Genomic DNA, 16,894 nt, shown 5'->3' with positions numbered 1-16,894 from the left:
AGGCTGACCCAAAAGAGTCGTATTCATCGACCTTTTGGGTCAGTCTCTTTTGATAGCCTATTCAACTAGTATTAGGACTTATATACCAAAACTCTCCATTTAAGAGATGGTCATCGCACAAGAAAAGGTCCTAAGTATCAATGCAGGAACTTTGATCAAACCTGTATCAATTACTTTTTTTGCATTATTCAACTGGTATTTCCTTTGTGAATGTTGGACTTTTTCTCTCTTTTTCTTTTTTACGTTTTACCTTTATTTCCTCAGGCGCTTTACTGTAGTATCTCCCCTTCGTATAGACAGCTATTGCAACAGTGAGGAATGAGGCTAGTATGGCTGCAAAGAAAGTTGCTGTATTTTGCAGGAACGTTCCCATGTACCCTAATCCAGCAATCGTTCCAAGAACACTTGAGATAATTAATGGTGCAACCCCAACTGGATTCCATTTATATAATTTTTCCTGTCTCGCTTCATATTCTTTCGGTCCAATTTTCAACAACTTCTTCACGACTAATGCATCTGTAACTAAAATAGCAGCCCATGCCATTAAGAGAACCCCTTGGAATGTCATTGCACTACCTAAATAATCTAATATACCGCCAAGCATGAGCGCAATTGATACGACTGCTGAGACAACAACCCAAAAGTGACGATCAGGTTTGAAATGGAATACATTCTCGAAAAAATTGGACAATGACAGGGAAGCACTATAAATATTTGTAACGTTAATACGTAATTGTGTTAACAACGTAAAAGCGACTCCACCTAGTCCAAGAATGGTGACAATATAAACCCCCGGATTCGATTCAGCTAACCGGACACCAAACCATATTCCAAGTAAGCCCATGACACCAAAACAGAAAATTTGCGGAATAAATCCGATCATAATGGATCCAAGTTTAATATCTTTTGGTTTAAGGAAACGCGCATAATCTGACGCAATTAAGGCGGTTAATCCCATAATCCCGTGCTGCATTCCGATACATAATAGTAAACCTGTTCCACCTATCTGTACACCTTCTGGCATATAAGTCCAAAAGTGACCATCAAATTGAGACGGTATATTGGCTGCGACAATGATGATAGCAATTAAAAATATAAAAAAGATCGGTAATGACCATTTTTGTAATTTATCTAATTGTTTAATACCAAACCAATTTAGCGGGATGACAATGGACCCAAAAACGATAATTAAAAGCCAGAGTGGAATTGCGGGGAAAAATGCATGAACTGCGGAAACGAGAATCATACCTTCAAAGGCGCAATACATAATAAAATTCGATGCGTATATTAATGAAGTTAACGAAGCACCAATGTAGCCAAACCCTTGCCTAGACATAAGGTTTACATTCATTCCTGACTTCGCGGATAAATAGGCAATCACTGTACCTAAGATTCCAGCAATCACGATGGCATAAATAGCTGAAATAATAGCATTCATTGCACCATACTGAAGGGCCATAACACTGCCTGTTTGAAAATAAAAGATCGCAGTGGCAATACCGAACGTTATGTTGGTTACGCTAAACCAACCCATATTCCGTTTTTCTACCGGAACCTTATCAAATGTATAATCGTCTTTTTCTTCTTCTTGGAGACCTTTAGTTTGATCTACACTCATGTAATCATCCTTTCATGATGCTCCTAACATCCTACCTCCTTCTTGCATTTTAATTTCACATTCAATCTAGCACCCTTTCAAGATTGAATGCTTGTTTCAGGGGGCAATAGAATGTGTTTTTTTGAGCAAATTATTATTTTAGAAAAAGTAAATATATCCGATTTCGCAGACTGCGTTTGTCTGCAACTATATTATTATATACACAATCAGTTTACATAATCAAGTGTCAAGGGGGAAAAGGGACTTAATAAGCCCTTTAAAAAAGAGGGTTTTGCCTCAAATTAACACAATGGCGCTATACGCTTTTCTCAATAAAAATGCAGTAAACTTACAACTATGTTTCTCCAACTAACCAATTGTTTAAGTGCCTGCGGTCACCTCCCGCATGTTGTTGAATTCTTCGAAATTATTCGGATTCAGTGGAAGCGAAAGGTTCCTATTCAAAAAAGAATCAACCAGTGGGAAGTACTTCTGTAGGCTAGGCTTTTTCAACTTGTTATTTTACAAAAGATTTATATAGTGGAGACGGAACAAGCTCTATATCCGTCATAAGGAATTCATGACTTTGCATCATTCTAGTTTCAAGAGAGGCAGATATTGATGAAGATGAATAAGCACAAACGGACATTATTCCCATTTCATTGACGTTGCAATCGGCCAGCTTTTCATGTGCGGCTAATTCTGCTTCTATATTTTCTTGATTTCTCCATTGAACATTGGCCCATGTACGTACCGAAATATCATTATTTCGTAAAGGGGATAAAAATCATTCCAAATTGTTCCACTATAGTATGAGAGATGAAATTACCATGATGATTATAAAATGTATCATTATCAATATATGATATTAGTTTCTGTTCTTCTTTTGAGAATAATTGGTGAATCAATTTTTCTGCTTCCAAATATACAGAAGCATTTTCAATTAAGATCATGTGATGATTGTGGTAAATGCCTGCTTTTATATACCATTAAGTTTTTAAGATAGATCTCTTTTTGGTTATATAGATATAATATATGCGCGGTGTCGGGGACATTGATATATTTTGTAAGTGGAAGAATTCTCTTCAAGTTTTATCCTTCCTTTCATTAGCAAATTTCCTTATAAGTTCTCTTGAATGAAAAGTGGAGGTAAGATTGTCGCTGTTTTATATAGCCGTGAATCAAAAATCTCCCTATCGTGCATTAGATACGGATATTTTCTCATCAGATCAATATGGGCGCTTGCTGTGAGCATCGTGCTATTATATGAGACGACAAACAAAGAATGTTTAGTCAAATAGTTTTTTAATACGGAACCATAATAATTTGGATTTCCTTTAACCCATACATTTATTTCGTCATTCTCTGTTAATAAAGTATTTAGTCTATTCATCATATCTTCTTCACTAAATTCCTCCAGGCTAATAAATGTTACATACTTTTCATTGTTTTTATTAAGGATTTTATTGAAATTTTGTTCATATATCCTCAAGTTCTCTTTATGATCAAAAAGAAAACAATGCCTGCAATTTTTAACTCCTGAAAGTAAAAATGTATTTGCATGTTGGTAATAAACATCCAAATTATTAAAAAGGTAAAGGATAAGCCCTGTTCTATTATTAAAAGTTTCAGTAGCAGTTGGATCTAGAATGGTTACTTTAGGAGAATAATAATCTTTAAGTGATGGATCCAAGTCTTCTTGAAAGAATTTAATTGGATTAAACCCCAATACATGGGCAATACTTTTTGCCACATTAATACTTGGGTTGCGTATTCCACTTTCAATTTGTGCATAGTAGGCTCTGTCTATAAAAGCAGCAGAGGAAATGTGCTTTTGTGTCATTTTTTTTGATTTCCTAAGTTTAATTAACCACTCTCTTTTCATGATTCCCCCCACCCATTAGTATTGTGATACTAGATTAGTAATTTATATATATCAAAATATTAAAATATGTATACATTAATATAAGCAGAATTCGTAAGCGTTTACTATGGTACATGTTTGGTTTTTTTGGATACTAATGGATTTTCAGTTTTTTTAGTATAACAAACATTACGCCTGAACAAATGTAGCTAAATGCCACATTTGTTTTTTAGATCAAACATTTTTATCGTTGTAAATTATAGGTAAAACGACCTATTAATAACAACTTTCACACTACTCGCCTAGTAGAAAATAAGAGAAATTTCTACGAAATGTTGCGGTTTGCAACATTTTTCGACAAGTGAAATAAATTAAAATTGTTCTACAAAGACTTATTATTTCACGAAAGAAAATCCTCCGTTTAATAGGAGAAATGAATAAAAGAAAATACAAAAGGAAAGGAGATTCAAAATGGGTATTAAGAAGCTCGAACTAAATCAAATCGAAACAGATAGCAGCCATAACATGAATATCTTCGATATTGGTATTTGGGATTATGATGTTATAGAGGATGAGGCGTATTGGTCCGAAAAAGCCTATGAAATCTTTGGGGTAGATCGTGATCAAGTGCCTACATTGGAATTGGTATATGGCCTAATCCATCCCGATGATCGTGTTCGGTTTATTCATCAAGTGCATAAATCGATAGAAGATAAATGCGGCTTTCATGACCAATGGAGAATTATTAAAAATAACAATATAGAGCAGATTATAGACCTTTACGCCGATGTCATCCTTGATGAGAATGGCCTGGTCATTCGCTTAATTGGCTATGTTGCAAATGGTTCCTATCAGGAGCCATTTTTACAACAAGCTATTGATTATGCTAGTTCTTTAAATGTCAGTATTTGGTCTAAAAATCTAATAAATAATAAAATTATTTGCTCTAAAAGCATTGAATCCATTTGTGGCTACAGTGTGGACCAATTTGAAAATAGAGAAATAAGGTGGGAAGATTTAATCATCCAAGAAGAACTAGAGATATACGAAAGAAAACAAAAAAACTTAATGGAATGTAATAAGATAAAGACCGATTACCGAATAAAACATAAAAATGGTGAAATAAGATGGGTACGAGATGAAACTATTCCGGTTCTGGATTCAAACAGAAATCTAGTTCGTCTAAACGGAATCATCAAAGATATTTCAGAGGAAAAAAACTATGAGGAAAGGATGCATCATTTAGCATTTTATGATTATTTGACAGACCTCCCGAATAGGCGAATGATCGATAAGGTACTAAAGGATATTGTAAATGAATCCTCTCAATCACACAATAATAGTACATTTGCGGTGATTTGCCTAGATTTAGATGGATTTAAGCGGATTAATGATACGTTTGGACATCTAATCGGTGACCAATTATTAATTGAAGTATCTAATAGAATAAAAAGCATGATTGACCAGAACGACATTCTTGCCAGAATGGGAGGAGACGAATTCTTACTTGTGATTGAATATGCAAAAGATGATTCTACAAAGGTAATTTCTCTTGCAAATAGAATCATTCATTCCTTTGAAGAATCTTTGCATATTAATCAGTATGAACTATTCATTAGCACCAGCATTGGCATTACTTATTACCAAGGTGAAAAAGAATATCACGACCTTATAAGAAAGGCTGATAGTGCTTTATATCGGGCGAAATCAACGGGGAAAAATAATTATAAAATTTATTCTACCACGATGAATCGAAAATTCTTAAAACAATACAACCTAGAAAAAGACTTAAGAAAAGCTTTTCATAAAAATGAACTTGTTATGTATTACCAACCGAAATTTAACACACAATCCAAAAAAATAGTAGGTTTGGAAGCCCTTGTTCGGTGGAACCACTACCAACATGGGTTGATATTGCCAGGTGAATTTATTCCAGTGGCAGAAGAAAGTAATCTCATTTTTAAACTTACAGAATGGACGTTTCGAGCGGTCTGTAATCAGATAAAACAATGGGAAAAAAATAATGTATTACTCGTCCCCATATCCATCAATATCTCACCTAAGTTCTTTTTGAAAAACCACTGGGATGACACCCTTCATCAAATAATGAATGAAATAAAGGTTAATCCCAATTTATTAGAGTTAGAGATTACGGAAAGTTCCTTAATCCAAAATGAGGAACATTTTATTTCTGGTATCTTGAGATTGAAAAAAGAGGGGATAAAAGTTTCTTTAGATGATTTTGGCACGGGGTATTCTTCTCTTCTATACCTTCAAAAGTTTCAAATCGACACGGTTAAAATTGATCAGCGTTTTACGAAGAAATTATTGGAAAATCACGGTTCTATAGCAAGATACATTATTAATTTAGCACACGAATTAAACGTGGATGTGATTGCAGAGGGGGTAGAATCAGAAGAACAGCTCACTTTCTTGTCTCTGTATGGATGCAATCAAGTTCAAGGTTTCTTGTTAAGTAAGCCAGCTCCCGAAAAAGTAATGGAAAAGCTATTAGTCCTATATAATTAGTGGTATAAAAATATGAGTTCTGACTACCAGGAAAATTGGGTGGAAATGGGAGCGGAATTATTTTTACCTAGTAGGTCAATTTTTGAACTCCTTTTTTCATAGAAGGAGGCCTTCGCAAATAAAAAGGGGGAATTCGCAAATAAACTGGCAAAAACCGCAAATAAAAGTGTCAGTTTTCGCAAATAAATCAGGAAAGTACGCAAATAAAAGAGAAAGTTGTGAGGAAAGGGACGGTTCTATCAAAGCAGAGAGGTTTTTGTTGTGTAGAAACTTGTCAAAAATACCAGCATAGTAAATAATTAGGTAGAAAAAGAGTGATTTTTGTCATGGTATGTTTTTACTAGTTTGGCGAAGGGGCTTTTTTCTACTAATTTTTCAATTGAGGGGGAATTTGTTTTTGAAGAGTGTGAGTTTCAAAGGATTGGTCGCATTTGTCCTTTTTTTACAGCTTGTTATTGCGGGGCCGATTGGTGCCACCCAGCGTAGTTATGCGGCCAGCGGTACTTTGGTAGAAGGACTTGTCCACCAATATACCAGCAATGCCTGGGCCAATAGCAATCTATTTACTAGTCCCAGTGGGGATCTCTATCTTTCACATGTTAAAGGCATGGATGAGATCACGATTAAGAAATGGGAGAATAACCAATGGAAGGAACTAACCACCATAACCGCTACTGCAACAGGAGATAGTGGATTTAACGGGGGAGTTTCGGATGTTGCCATTGATGGTAACAATACCATTTATGCGGCTTTTCTATTTTACAAGGGTTCAGGTACGACCAGTGATAGAGGCATAAAGTATGGCATCTATAAAAATGGCAGCTGGTCGTTTGAGAAGGTTGAGAGCGCTCAAGATCCTTACGGGTGGAAAAATATGTATAATCCGAAGATTGCCTTTGATACTAATGGAAAAGCTCATATCGTTTATGTGTACAATGACGCCAATGACCCAAGGAAGTATGAGGTTCGCTATGCGACCAATCAAACGGGAACGTGGGTGATCAAGACACTTGTCAGTGGAGCAAGTGCGATTGATGAAGTGCACGAACCGCAAATACAGGTGGATCAGACTAACACAATTCACATCACCTATGTCAAAGAAGATAATCAAAATAATTACTATGGAAATGTCTATTATACGCACAAGAAAGTGAGTGATCCGGACTTTCCAGCTGTGCATGAGAAGATTATCGATTCAATAACGGACCAGAAATACTATTACCCCACACCATTTGTTGTCGACTCCTCTGGAAAACTATATATCTCCTATTCTGACGATGTGTATACATCTTATTTACTTACAAACAAATCAGGTACTTGGACAAAAGAAGTCATTTCTAATGATGGGATTAGTTACCCAATCAAAGCTAGTGTCATCAATAACAAACCTTATGTCATGATGTACAAAGACACAGGAGGCCCGTCGACTTTTTTTGCGATGGTGAAAGATGCCGGAATGTGGAAAAAAGGAACCAAGGAAGTTCCCTCCCAGTCCATGAGTGGTTATCCGATGGAACTAATCTCTGAAATGGATCCATCTGGAAATATCATGATTGTAATGGAAGAAACCGGCTTAAGGAACTTGAAGTATTTATATGGGACAAGCGCCGATTTCGGCTTAAACTTTGCACCGCCTCTTTCCAATAATGCTGATTTAAGCAATTTGACTGTTAGTACCGGGGCATTGGTGCCAGGATTTTCATCAGGAACAACGAACTATTCTGTATCTGTAGGCTATAATGTTCCATCCATCACTGTAACCCCAACGGTTGCGGATTCGACCGCTACTATCACGGTAGACAATCAATCCGTGCCGAGTGGAGTAGGACGCGATGTTACCTTACAGACAGGGCCTAATCTGATTCCGGTTAGGGTGACAGCTCAGGATGGAACCATAAAGACCTATACCATTACGGTCCAAAAAGCTACTCCATCTAATAATGCTTTATTGGCAAATTTAACGGCCAGCACCGGGACTTTGAATCCGATTTTTGCAGCATCGATTAAGGACTATTCCATTACTGTGCCGAATAGCACGAGTCAAATTAAGTTTACACCAACGACTGCCGATGCTAATGCCACCGTAACGGTTGGAGGGAATCTGGTAAAAAGCGGACAGGAATCGCCGCTAATCAATCTTGCCGCTGGCGAGAATAATATTCCGATTATTGTGACGGCTCAGGACGGGAGCACGGTAACGTATACCGTGAAGCTCAATCGGAATCGTCCTCCTGCGGCAGCGGATCGTCAGTTTTCAGTCGATGAAAATGCCGTTAATGGGACAGTTGTAGGAAATGTGGGTGCCAGTGATCAAGATGGACAGGCACTGACCTATCGTATTCTGTCCGGAAATAACGAAAACATTTTTAACATAAATGGTGCCAATGGCGAAATCACGGTCGCAAATGGAAGTTTACTAGATTTTGAAACGTCACAAAACTATTCCTTACATGTTGAAGTCAGTGATGGCGTTGATAAAGCAACCGCGGCGGTCACCATCCAGATCAATGACTTGAATGATAACGTGCCAGTTGCCCAAGGATTTACAAAAAATATTGACGAAAATCTGGCAAATGGAACGGTTGTCGGCCAAGTAACGGCAACGGACTCGGATGCCAACAGCCGATTTACCTACAAGATTACGACAGGGAATGGGGACGGGGCGTTTGCTATTGATCAAAGCAGCGGTGAAGTGACTGTTGCCAATTCTCTTAAGCTTGATTATGAAACTATCAAGACCTTTGTCTTAACCATTCAAGTAAGCGATGGTGCCCATACGGTCGAAACAACTGCCACGATTCATTTAAATAATTTAAATGACAATAAGCCGATTGCCGAGGACGCTGTATTCAACGTCGATGAGAATGCACCAAATTGGACAGTGGTTGGAAAGGTTAACGCAACTGATGCCGATGGGGATGTCCTTCGATACCAAATTCTTTCCGGTAATGAGGATGGTGCGTTCAGCATCAATGCTGCAACTGGCGAAATTACGGTAGCGGATAGCCTTCAACTGGATTATGAAAAGAAAACCATCTATCAATTAAGGGTACAAGCCCTGGATACTGGGAATGCGCAGGCTTACGATTTATATAAGGCCTTGCTCCGTAGTATGGAATCTGACATCGCCACGATCACGATTAATGTAAATAATGTGAATGATCATCAGCCTGTACCGCAAGGCTTTATGACAAATATAGATGAAAACACGGCAGCAGGTACTTCGGTTGGGTTTGTTACCGCAACGGATGAAGACGAGGGAAGTGTTTTTTCCTATAAGCTGACAGCCGGCAATGAAGTCGGTGCGTTTGCGATTGATGAAAACACTGGTGAAGTGACGGTTGCGGATTCCAGCAAACTGGATTATGAGAAAGTCTCGAGCTTTACCTTAACTGTTGAGGTGAGCGACGGCGACCATACAGCAGCGACGACGGTGACGATTGGAATCAATAATTTGAATGACAATCAACCGGTGGTCGATGATGCGGTATTTGCCATCGATGAAAATGCTACAGCTGGAACGGCGGTCGGGACTGTAACCGGCAGTGATGCCGATAAAGACGTGCTTCACTATGCGATTACAGCCGGCAATGAGTCCGGTGTCTTTAACATGAATAGTGAAACCGGCACGATTAGTGTCGCAAATGCGGGGAAATTAGATTTTGAAAAGGTCCAAAGTTTTACACTGACTATTCAGGTAAGTGACGGTCTCCATACAGCGAAAGCTTCGGTGGTGATCAATCTGAATAATGTTAATGATAATGCACCGGTTAGTGAGGATGCTGCTTTTAACATTGATGAAAATAGTGCAAACGGAACGGTCGTCGGAACAGTGACGGGCCAAGATGCAGACGGTGATTCCTTGCAATACAAAATCGCCGCTGGAAATGAAACCGGTGCGTTTGCGATTGATAAAAGTACTGGTAAAGTGACAGTCGCGGACTTTACAAAACTGGACTATGAAAAAGTTCAAAGCTTTATTTTAACTGTTGAGGTAAGCGATGGCGACCATACGGTAGCAACGACGGTGACGATTGGGGTCAATAATCTGAATGACAATCAGCCGGTTGGCAAGGACGCAATTTTTACCATTGAGGAAACAGCCAAAAACGGCACAAAAGTGGGGCTGGTTGAGGCTGGTGATGCTGATGGAGATGGGCTTACGTTTACCATTCAGTCCGGGAATGATGATGGCATTTTCACCGTGAATGAAACAACGGGGGAAATTTCTGTAGCTGATTCTTCAAGATTAAGTGCAAAGGAGAAGGCACTTCATGTGCTTTCAATTGGTGTTAGTGATGGTAAGCATACAGAGGTGATCACGATCACCATCCATATTCTCTCAAGTGACGCCACACTTAGCGGTTTAACAAGCAGCTCCGGGGCCCTGACTCCTGCTTTCACACCAGGAATCACCCAGTATACGATTTATGTTGCAAACAATGTGGAGAAAATAACCTTCACTCCAACAGCGGCACATTCAAAAGCTACGTTGGAAATGAACGGGAAGCCGATCACGAGTGGCGATGAAAGTGAAGGGGTTTTACTGAAAGAGGGAAGAAACGTTCAGACCATTGAAGTTACTTCGGAAAATGGGCTAACCACAACCTATACTATTACAGTGATTCGCTTAAAACCTGTCATTAAGGTCACACCTGAGACTACTGACAAGATTGTAACGGTTCCTGATGAGGTAGTGGACCTGTTGGATGATAAGGGGACCCTTATGATCGACCTGAAAGGGACCCAGGCCCAGGATAAAGTGGTCAAACTTACGGCTGAGCAGCTTGCTACTTTAATCAAGAGACATGCCAGCATTCAGATTTTAGGCAAGGATGTACAAATGCTCATCCCAGCAGTGAACTTTGCTAAAGGGGAAGATATTACCATCAGCATTGCAAAGGTTGATAAAAATAAGGTCAACATTCCTTTTTCAAAATTGGCGGTAGGGGAAATCTATGAGCTCACGATTAAGCAGGGAGATCGTATCATCCATCAGTTTGATCATGATATTGAACTTGGTTTCTCTGTCAAGGGCTATGCCAATCCGGAGCAATTAAAGGTACATTACTTTAATGAAGAAAAGAATGCATGGGAATTAGTCGGTGGGACGTTTGAGGGCGATCAAGTAAGGACCAAGACGAACCATTTTAGCACCTTTGCTCTCTTCCAGCCTAATGATCTAGTGAAAAAACCGGATTTAAAGCCAACAACTGAGGGGAATTTACCAGCAACCTCCACCAACATGTACAATTGGCTGCTTGCAGGTCTGCTCCTTTTGATCCTTGGAGGATCTATGCTCCGGATTCAGCGAGTGGGAAGAAAATAATTCTAGACATGGAAACAGAGGGGACGGTTCTCGCGGAAGCAGAGAACCGTCCCCTGTTTTCATTTTGATTTATGCAGATGATGATGCAAAGGCAGTTTCTTTTCTTTTTTACTTTTCATCTCGACAAAAAGAAGATGAGAAAGGAATTTCATCAAAAGAGAGGGTCAGTTAATAAAGGAGAAATAAGATCAAATGCAGAAATAAGAATAAGATAGTTGGAATAATTGGTCGCTTTGTAATGATTTATCTATTTACCAAATTTTATTTAAGAGGAAAGTTATGAAAAAGCTTCAGTTCGATATAAACGATTACTCCGTTTTATTTAATAATGAGAAAATACGATTATTACCTAAAGAATACCACCTTCTTAAATGTTTATATGAAAATATGAATCAAACACTATCAAGGCAAAGCTTACTAGATAAGGTTTGGGCAATGGAGGATCCTACAGACCGTACGATTGACGATCATGTGTACCGGTTGCGAAAAAAGTTATCTTTTTTAGATGATATTTTAATAGAAACGGTTCGAGGTGTCGGGTATCGATTAACATTGAAACAAAATCATCAAGATAATCCCCTCTATCATGATAAAGAGTTTAGAGAAAGTATGGATGTCTTATATAATAAATACATTCTTTACGGGCAAGCAAACGGGTTAAAAACCATTGTGATGCAACATGAAGCATTAGACATTCCCATTGAAGTACATAAGAAAATATACCTTCATTTTGTACAGGGAGATTTTCAATGGTTTGTGACAAGCTCAGATATTCCTCTTTCACAAAAACTGTTCTATCTCCTGCATATTTATTGGCTGATCCAATTTAATTTTGATAAAACTTATGCATATGTTCAAAAGGCATTACGATTAAAGGTGATTCCATTCCAACAACAACAGGAGTTAGAAGAATTGGGCATGATCGGCATAAACATCGATAAGGGAAATTTTGAAAATGCGAAAAAGAATATCAATTTAGTGCGTTCACAAATTGAACAGGGTGCAGTTCATGAAAGTATATTAACGTACCTAAAGATTCAAGAGATGAAAAATGAATTGTTAACAAGAAACTTTCATTCCGTTGAAACCCATATGGCAGAAGGTGATCAACTCTTTGAAAAATATCCTTATTTGCGGGAAAAGGGGAGGTATCTAATGTTAAAGGGGTTTATCAAATGGATGAAAGGAGATGAGAAAGAGGCCCTTCAACAAATGGATGAAGGTTTCATGATCTTATTGTCTTCTAAGTTTGTGCCCCATATCATAAATGGAGTAAGAGATATAATTCTACTAAGCAATCATTTAGCCATCGATCTTCCACACGATTATAAAAATAAATGGGAAAGCTTCTCGGAAAAGTATGATTTTCCAAGATTAACAGTAAAGATCGAACAATTATTAAATAAATGCCTCTGATATTCCTCTGACATTTCATTGCTATCCTTTTCTTACCTAAAAATCCAAGGTAAGAAAGGGATGTTTTTTTTGAAAAAATCACAAACATTTTCCTTATTAAAACGAAAAGATTTCCGATTGTTGTTTTATGTTCAGGTATTTTCAAGTTTTGGAAATTGGCTTGATGTACTTGCGATTAATGCCCTCATATCCTTTCAGTGGGGATTAGACTTACGGGCGAACGCTGCATCAGTTATCGTCATGTTTCTCCCTTATATTGTCATTGGGCCATTGTCGTCAGTTTGGATTGACCGATACGATCAAAAGAAGGTCATGATGTTTTCTACTTTGTTTCATGTCATGGTGATTTTTGGTTTCTTTGTTGCACCTAACATATGGGTACTACTTGCCCTAATTTTCCTAAAATCATCTTTGGCTTCTGTTTTTGAACCAGCTCGACAATCTTCTAATCGAAAAGTAGTTCCTAATGAGTACATGGCAGAAGCTTCGTCCCTTAGTCAGATTGTGCTGAATGTGACCAAGATTGTTGCCCCCTTAATGGGTGGAGTGTTGCTGGTTATGACAAAACCACAAATGATATTTTTGATAGAAGGAATCATGTATGGTATGGCACTGATGTTGATTTTCAAACTTCCAGCCTTTGAAAAGGGGGGACAAGAAAATTGTATTGCCAAAGCTTCCTACTGGGTGGATTTTAAAGAAGGTTTTTCGCTTATTCGATCGAACCGACTTTTATTATCAGCTATTTCGATTACATCCATTTCCATGTTTATCAACTTTCTTTATGATAGTTTTTTTGCTCCGTTATCCTTGTCTTTGGGACTAGATAAAACAGGTTATGGATTAATCAGCAGTGCCCTTGGAGCGGGTTCTGTCACGGGATCTTTCTTATGCGGCACATATACTAATTGGAGAAAAAATCCGCTGAGGTTTATGTCCATAGGCAGGATCATATCTGGAGTATTCATGCTTTTAGTTGGATTGGGCTGCTATGGTTTTGTTCATGGGAACCTTCTATTTTGGATGATTGTTTTTGCCATGATCGGCTGTGTTGGAACGGCTCTATTTGTTCCCTATGGTTTTATCCTAACGACTGAAACACCAGCGAATATGCTAGGGAGAATTAGTGCTTTTTCAACAGCCATTCAAAGTGCCTCAAGTCTTCTTGCCCCAGTAATAGGATCGCTCCTCGGGAAATGGCTTTGCTTAGCTAGTGTATTTACTGTTTCTGCCGTTACGTTTATCTTATTGGGCAGCGTTTCTTTCTTTATTACAAACAATAAGAAAAGTTATGAAAAGAAAAATTTAGTGAAAGAACAAGCATAATAAAAGTAAGGGTTCTTTAGTTACATGGAGACCCCTTTTTTTCTGTTATCTCTCAATTAGATATAGAACGAAATAACATGGCCACCCACTTGACATGATCTATTTTTATTAAAAATTTCATATGGCACCTTATTTTAGGGTGAGTCCCTCACGGCACTAATGCTCTGTTTCGATATTTTCCTTGGGGGGCCTTTTTAAGAGCTAACCAAACGTACCTGATACCCTAGCCAAAGAAATAGGTCTAAAACAGCAGTCTTAAATCCATTAGAAGGACTAACAAAAGAGGAACAAAAACAGGGGCTGGACTTTATAGGCGTTATGAAAAAAATCGAAAGACATTAAAATTATCAATAAAGTGAAAAATAGGGATGGTTTTCGTGGTTATGAGGCATAAGAACCGTCCCTATGTGTCTTACTGCCCGTTTAACGATTACGATTTTGTTTTCTGCTGCCAGCATTATCATTCGGGGAGTCGCCAGTGCCATTCTTGCTTTTGCTGTTTGGCGTGCCATAAACTTGATTATCGCTGGTCACCTTTGCTCCCGCTAAGAAGTTATCTTTTGTGTCCATTGCCTTCATCTCCTATGTAATAATTTTTAAAAGCCCTAGTTATTATTTGTTCTGAAAAGAAGAAACATACAAAATAACGTCTTTTCCATCATCCATATTTTCCTCCATAAGATTAGGTTGCAAAAAAGGAATTTTTCTAAAAGGGAGGATCGCATCCACGTCACTGCAAACCACGATCTATTTATTCATCGGCTATAATAGACTTAAACGGGTGCAAGGTTCTATTTTGTAGGTACATACAAGGTAAGATCAACGTATTATTTAATACACTAACTTGAAGGAGGGATAGTATGTTAAGGAATACTTGGTTAATATTTTGTTTGTTATATATTGTTCCTCTAAGCACCGCATGTTCAAAAACGGAATCACCTGTAACCAAGGAGCTAAATCTACAAAAGCCGCCACAAACGTTTGCCATTCCGAGCGAATACACCCACGCTAAAGATATGCTTGATTCACTGACTAAAGAAGGAATTGAGATCAAAGAAATAAGAAGTTCTAATCATTCGGCCCTTTTTCAAACAAAACTAAATTACTCCATGTTAATAAAGAGTGAATCAGGGGATTTTACACTGATTCATCTTGGTAATAAAAATGGCAAAGACTACACCATTGTAAAAATGGAAGAGAATGGCGGGAGATTCATTTATTCAATACGCAAAAACGGCGAACCAGAACAAATTTATGATACGAACGAAGAAACATATTTTAATATAAATGAAGAATACATTACGATAACACAATCAAAAAATTTAAATAAGAAACTAAAGAAAGTTTTAAATACGGGTAAATCATGAGAACCGTCCCTATGTCTTTGTTCTATTTTATTTGTGTAATGTCGAAAACATTGCGTATACCGTCATGAACCGTCCTGTTTATAAATTAGTGGGAGATATGTTAGACCAAGCGATAAAACGACTTCAGCCAGGATAACGCAGTCATGGAAAATTTCTTTGGCCTATTAAAGTCTGAACTCCTTTATCTACAAGAATTTGACAGTATGGAGCATTTTGAACAAGAATTAGCTGACTATATTTACTATTACAATCACAAACGAATGAAGACAAAATTAAAAGACTTAAGTCCAGTGGAATACCGTGCCATAAGTAAATGAGGTTTTTTTAGGGAAACAGAACAACACCAATCCATAATAGGACTGGTGTTTTGTTTTTAATTTGTAATTACATGGGGGGCTCAATTGCAATTACTAAATCATTTTCATCTTAAATTATGTTTATGGATGGAACTTTTTTGAAAACCTTGTGAATAATTGGCAAAATTTAAAATAGACTCAACGAAAAATGTCGAATTAAAGTATAATAGATTTATAAAAAAATCGTTATTCGTGTGGGGACAGAATCCTCATTTTACTAAAATGAAGGTTGTATGGGGGAGAAACGTATGAGAGAAGAAAGCAAAATATCCAAAAGTGATCTAGATTATATTATGAATCAGCTGAAACAAACTCAAAACGAAACAGCTGCCACTTTAGCAGTAAAGCCAGCTAGACCTATTCATCTGTTTCCAAAATTTCAATCGGTTAAATCCTTGTTTTGGGGAATTGGAATAGGGGTTATCGTTAGTCTAGTCATTTTTTTTGCAGGGTATATTTATTTACAAAAAGGAGAAGCAACATTAAAAAGTGCATCAGTCATTGAGAGCATCCAAAAATTAGCTACATTGGCAACGGCACAAGCACATACCAAAACTATTTTATCTGAAGAAGATAATAAATTATTTGGCAAAAGCATCCCATGGGATATTCCTGGGTCAAAAAGGACGTTATTTATGGTCGTTCCTGGAGAAGTGACTGCAGGTGTTGACTTGAAAAAATTGACTAAAAAGGACATAAATTTGGATACCGACAAGAAGGTGATTCATATCACTTTGCCGCATGCCACCATTGTCCAAGCACCATCTATCGACTCAAAGAACATTCAAACCTTTTCAAGTGAAGGCATATTTCGTAGTGAGGTCAATAGGGAAGAAGGGTTCCAACTAGAAGATCGTGCTAAACAAAAGATAAAAGATGAAGCCATTCAGTCTGGTCTTTTAAAAACTGCTGAAGATAATGCCCGCCTTGCCCTACAAGATTTTTTTAAAAATCTAAATTATACCGTAACTGTTACTTTCAAATAATCGGTTGCAGCGGCACCTGTGTTAATAAGCGGTTCATAAGATATTCCCTCGAACTAAAGGTTTGGGGGGATTTTTTTGGTGAATCCAACATATGGGCAGAACTGCAAAAAATATTTGCGTATAA

General features: G+C 37.7%; 10 protein-coding genes and 2 pseudogenes. 8 read left to right on the top strand and 4 right to left on the bottom strand.

Annotated elements, in window-relative coordinates:
- Nucleotides 1-184: 184 nt before the first annotated feature.
- The 3 genes from KHA99_RS17690 to KHA99_RS17685 all read right to left on the bottom strand — a co-directional run bounded on the left by KHA99_RS17690 (nucleotide 185) and on the right by KHA99_RS17685 (nucleotide 3,482).
- On the bottom strand, nucleotides 185-1,618 hold the full coding sequence (locus KHA99_RS17690; RefSeq protein ID WP_213118762.1) for a purine-cytosine permease family protein: 1,434 nt from the start codon (nucleotides 1,616-1,618) through the stop codon (nucleotides 185-187).
- Nucleotides 1,619-2,114: 496 nt separating this feature from the next.
- The gene (locus KHA99_RS31565) at nucleotides 2,115-2,357 is read right to left on the bottom strand and encodes an MEDS domain-containing protein (RefSeq protein WP_372447616.1); all 243 of its coding nucleotides are present in this window, start codon (nucleotides 2,355-2,357) and stop codon (nucleotides 2,115-2,117) included.
- A 360-nt stretch (nucleotides 2,358-2,717) separates the two neighbouring features.
- Entirely contained in the window at nucleotides 2,718-3,482 is a 765-nt protein-coding gene (locus tag KHA99_RS17685) for a helix-turn-helix domain-containing protein (RefSeq protein ID WP_213118761.1), read from the bottom strand.
- 450 nt (nucleotides 3,483-3,932) lie between these two features.
- Between KHA99_RS17685 and KHA99_RS17680 the strand changes: the two genes are divergently transcribed.
- From KHA99_RS17680 to KHA99_RS31560, 5 genes and pseudogenes are all read left to right on the top strand, one after another.
- Nucleotides 3,933-5,990, top strand: a complete 2,058-nt coding sequence (locus tag KHA99_RS17680; RefSeq protein ID WP_213118760.1) for a GGDEF domain-containing phosphodiesterase — start codon at nucleotides 3,933-3,935, stop codon at nucleotides 5,988-5,990.
- Between the two features lie 406 nt (nucleotides 5,991-6,396).
- Entirely contained in the window at nucleotides 6,397-11,319 is a 4,923-nt protein-coding gene (locus KHA99_RS17675) for a cadherin domain-containing protein (protein WP_307852094.1), read from the top strand.
- Nucleotides 11,320-11,598: 279 nt separating this feature from the next.
- Nucleotides 11,599-12,735 (top strand): winged helix-turn-helix domain-containing protein, encoded by a 1,137-nt coding sequence (locus tag KHA99_RS17670; RefSeq protein ID WP_213118758.1) that lies wholly within the window; start codon nucleotides 11,599-11,601, stop codon nucleotides 12,733-12,735.
- A gap of 69 nt (nucleotides 12,736-12,804) precedes the next feature.
- Entirely contained in the window at nucleotides 12,805-14,061 is a 1,257-nt protein-coding gene (locus tag KHA99_RS17665) for an MFS transporter (protein WP_213118757.1), read from the top strand.
- 205 nt (nucleotides 14,062-14,266) lie between these two features.
- A pseudogene (locus tag KHA99_RS31560) lies at nucleotides 14,267-14,403 on the top strand (zinc ABC transporter substrate-binding protein); the annotation flags it as partial.
- Nucleotides 14,404-14,484: 81 nt separating this feature from the next.
- Here KHA99_RS31560 and KHA99_RS17660 read toward each other — a convergent pair.
- Nucleotides 14,485-14,631, bottom strand: a complete 147-nt coding sequence (locus KHA99_RS17660; protein ID WP_213118756.1) for a hypothetical protein — start codon at nucleotides 14,629-14,631, stop codon at nucleotides 14,485-14,487.
- A gap of 290 nt (nucleotides 14,632-14,921) precedes the next feature.
- Here KHA99_RS17660 and KHA99_RS17655 point away from each other — a divergent pair, with 290 nt between their 5' ends.
- From KHA99_RS17655 to KHA99_RS17645, 3 genes and pseudogenes are all read left to right on the top strand, one after another.
- Nucleotides 14,922-15,428, top strand: coding sequence for a hypothetical protein (locus tag KHA99_RS17655; RefSeq protein ID WP_213118755.1), 507 nt, complete (start codon nucleotides 14,922-14,924; stop codon nucleotides 15,426-15,428).
- A 131-nt stretch (nucleotides 15,429-15,559) separates the two neighbouring features.
- Nucleotides 15,560-15,745 (top strand): annotated as a pseudogene (locus tag KHA99_RS30885) (IS3 family transposase); the annotation flags it as partial.
- Between the two features lie 287 nt (nucleotides 15,746-16,032).
- A complete protein-coding gene (locus tag KHA99_RS17645; protein WP_213118753.1) occupies nucleotides 16,033-16,770 on the top strand; it encodes a DUF4230 domain-containing protein in 738 nt (245 codons plus the stop codon).
- Nucleotides 16,771-16,894 lie beyond the last annotated feature (124 nt).

The sequence above is a fragment of the Neobacillus rhizophilus genome (assembly GCF_018343535.1).
GTDB lineage: Bacteria > Bacillota > Bacilli > Bacillales > Cytobacillaceae > Neobacillus > Neobacillus rhizophilus.
The sequence above is the reverse complement of the archived record's forward strand: the minus strand, read 5'-3'. Positions and strand labels throughout refer to the sequence as shown.

What these genes read in the sequence shown, in the direction of transcription:
- KHA99_RS17690 (WP_213118762.1), bottom strand. Translation starts at nt 1,618, where the DNA reads ATGAGTGTAGATCAAACTAAAGGTCTCCAAGAAGAAGAAAAAGACGAT.
- KHA99_RS17685 (WP_213118761.1), bottom strand. Translation starts at nt 3,482, where the DNA reads ATGAAAAGAGAGTGGTTAATTAAACTTAGGAAATCAAAAAAAATGACA.
- KHA99_RS17680 (WP_213118760.1), top strand. Translation starts at nt 3,933, where the DNA reads ATGGGTATTAAGAAGCTCGAACTAAATCAAATCGAAACAGATAGCAGC.
- KHA99_RS17670 (WP_213118758.1), top strand. Translation starts at nt 11,599, where the DNA reads ATGAAAAAGCTTCAGTTCGATATAAACGATTACTCCGTTTTATTTAAT.
- KHA99_RS17660 (WP_213118756.1), bottom strand. Translation starts at nt 14,631, where the DNA reads ATGGACACAAAAGATAACTTCTTAGCGGGAGCAAAGGTGACCAGCGAT.
- KHA99_RS17655 (WP_213118755.1), top strand. Translation starts at nt 14,922, where the DNA reads ATGTTAAGGAATACTTGGTTAATATTTTGTTTGTTATATATTGTTCCT.
- KHA99_RS17645 (WP_213118753.1), top strand. Translation starts at nt 16,033, where the DNA reads ATGAGAGAAGAAAGCAAAATATCCAAAAGTGATCTAGATTATATTATG.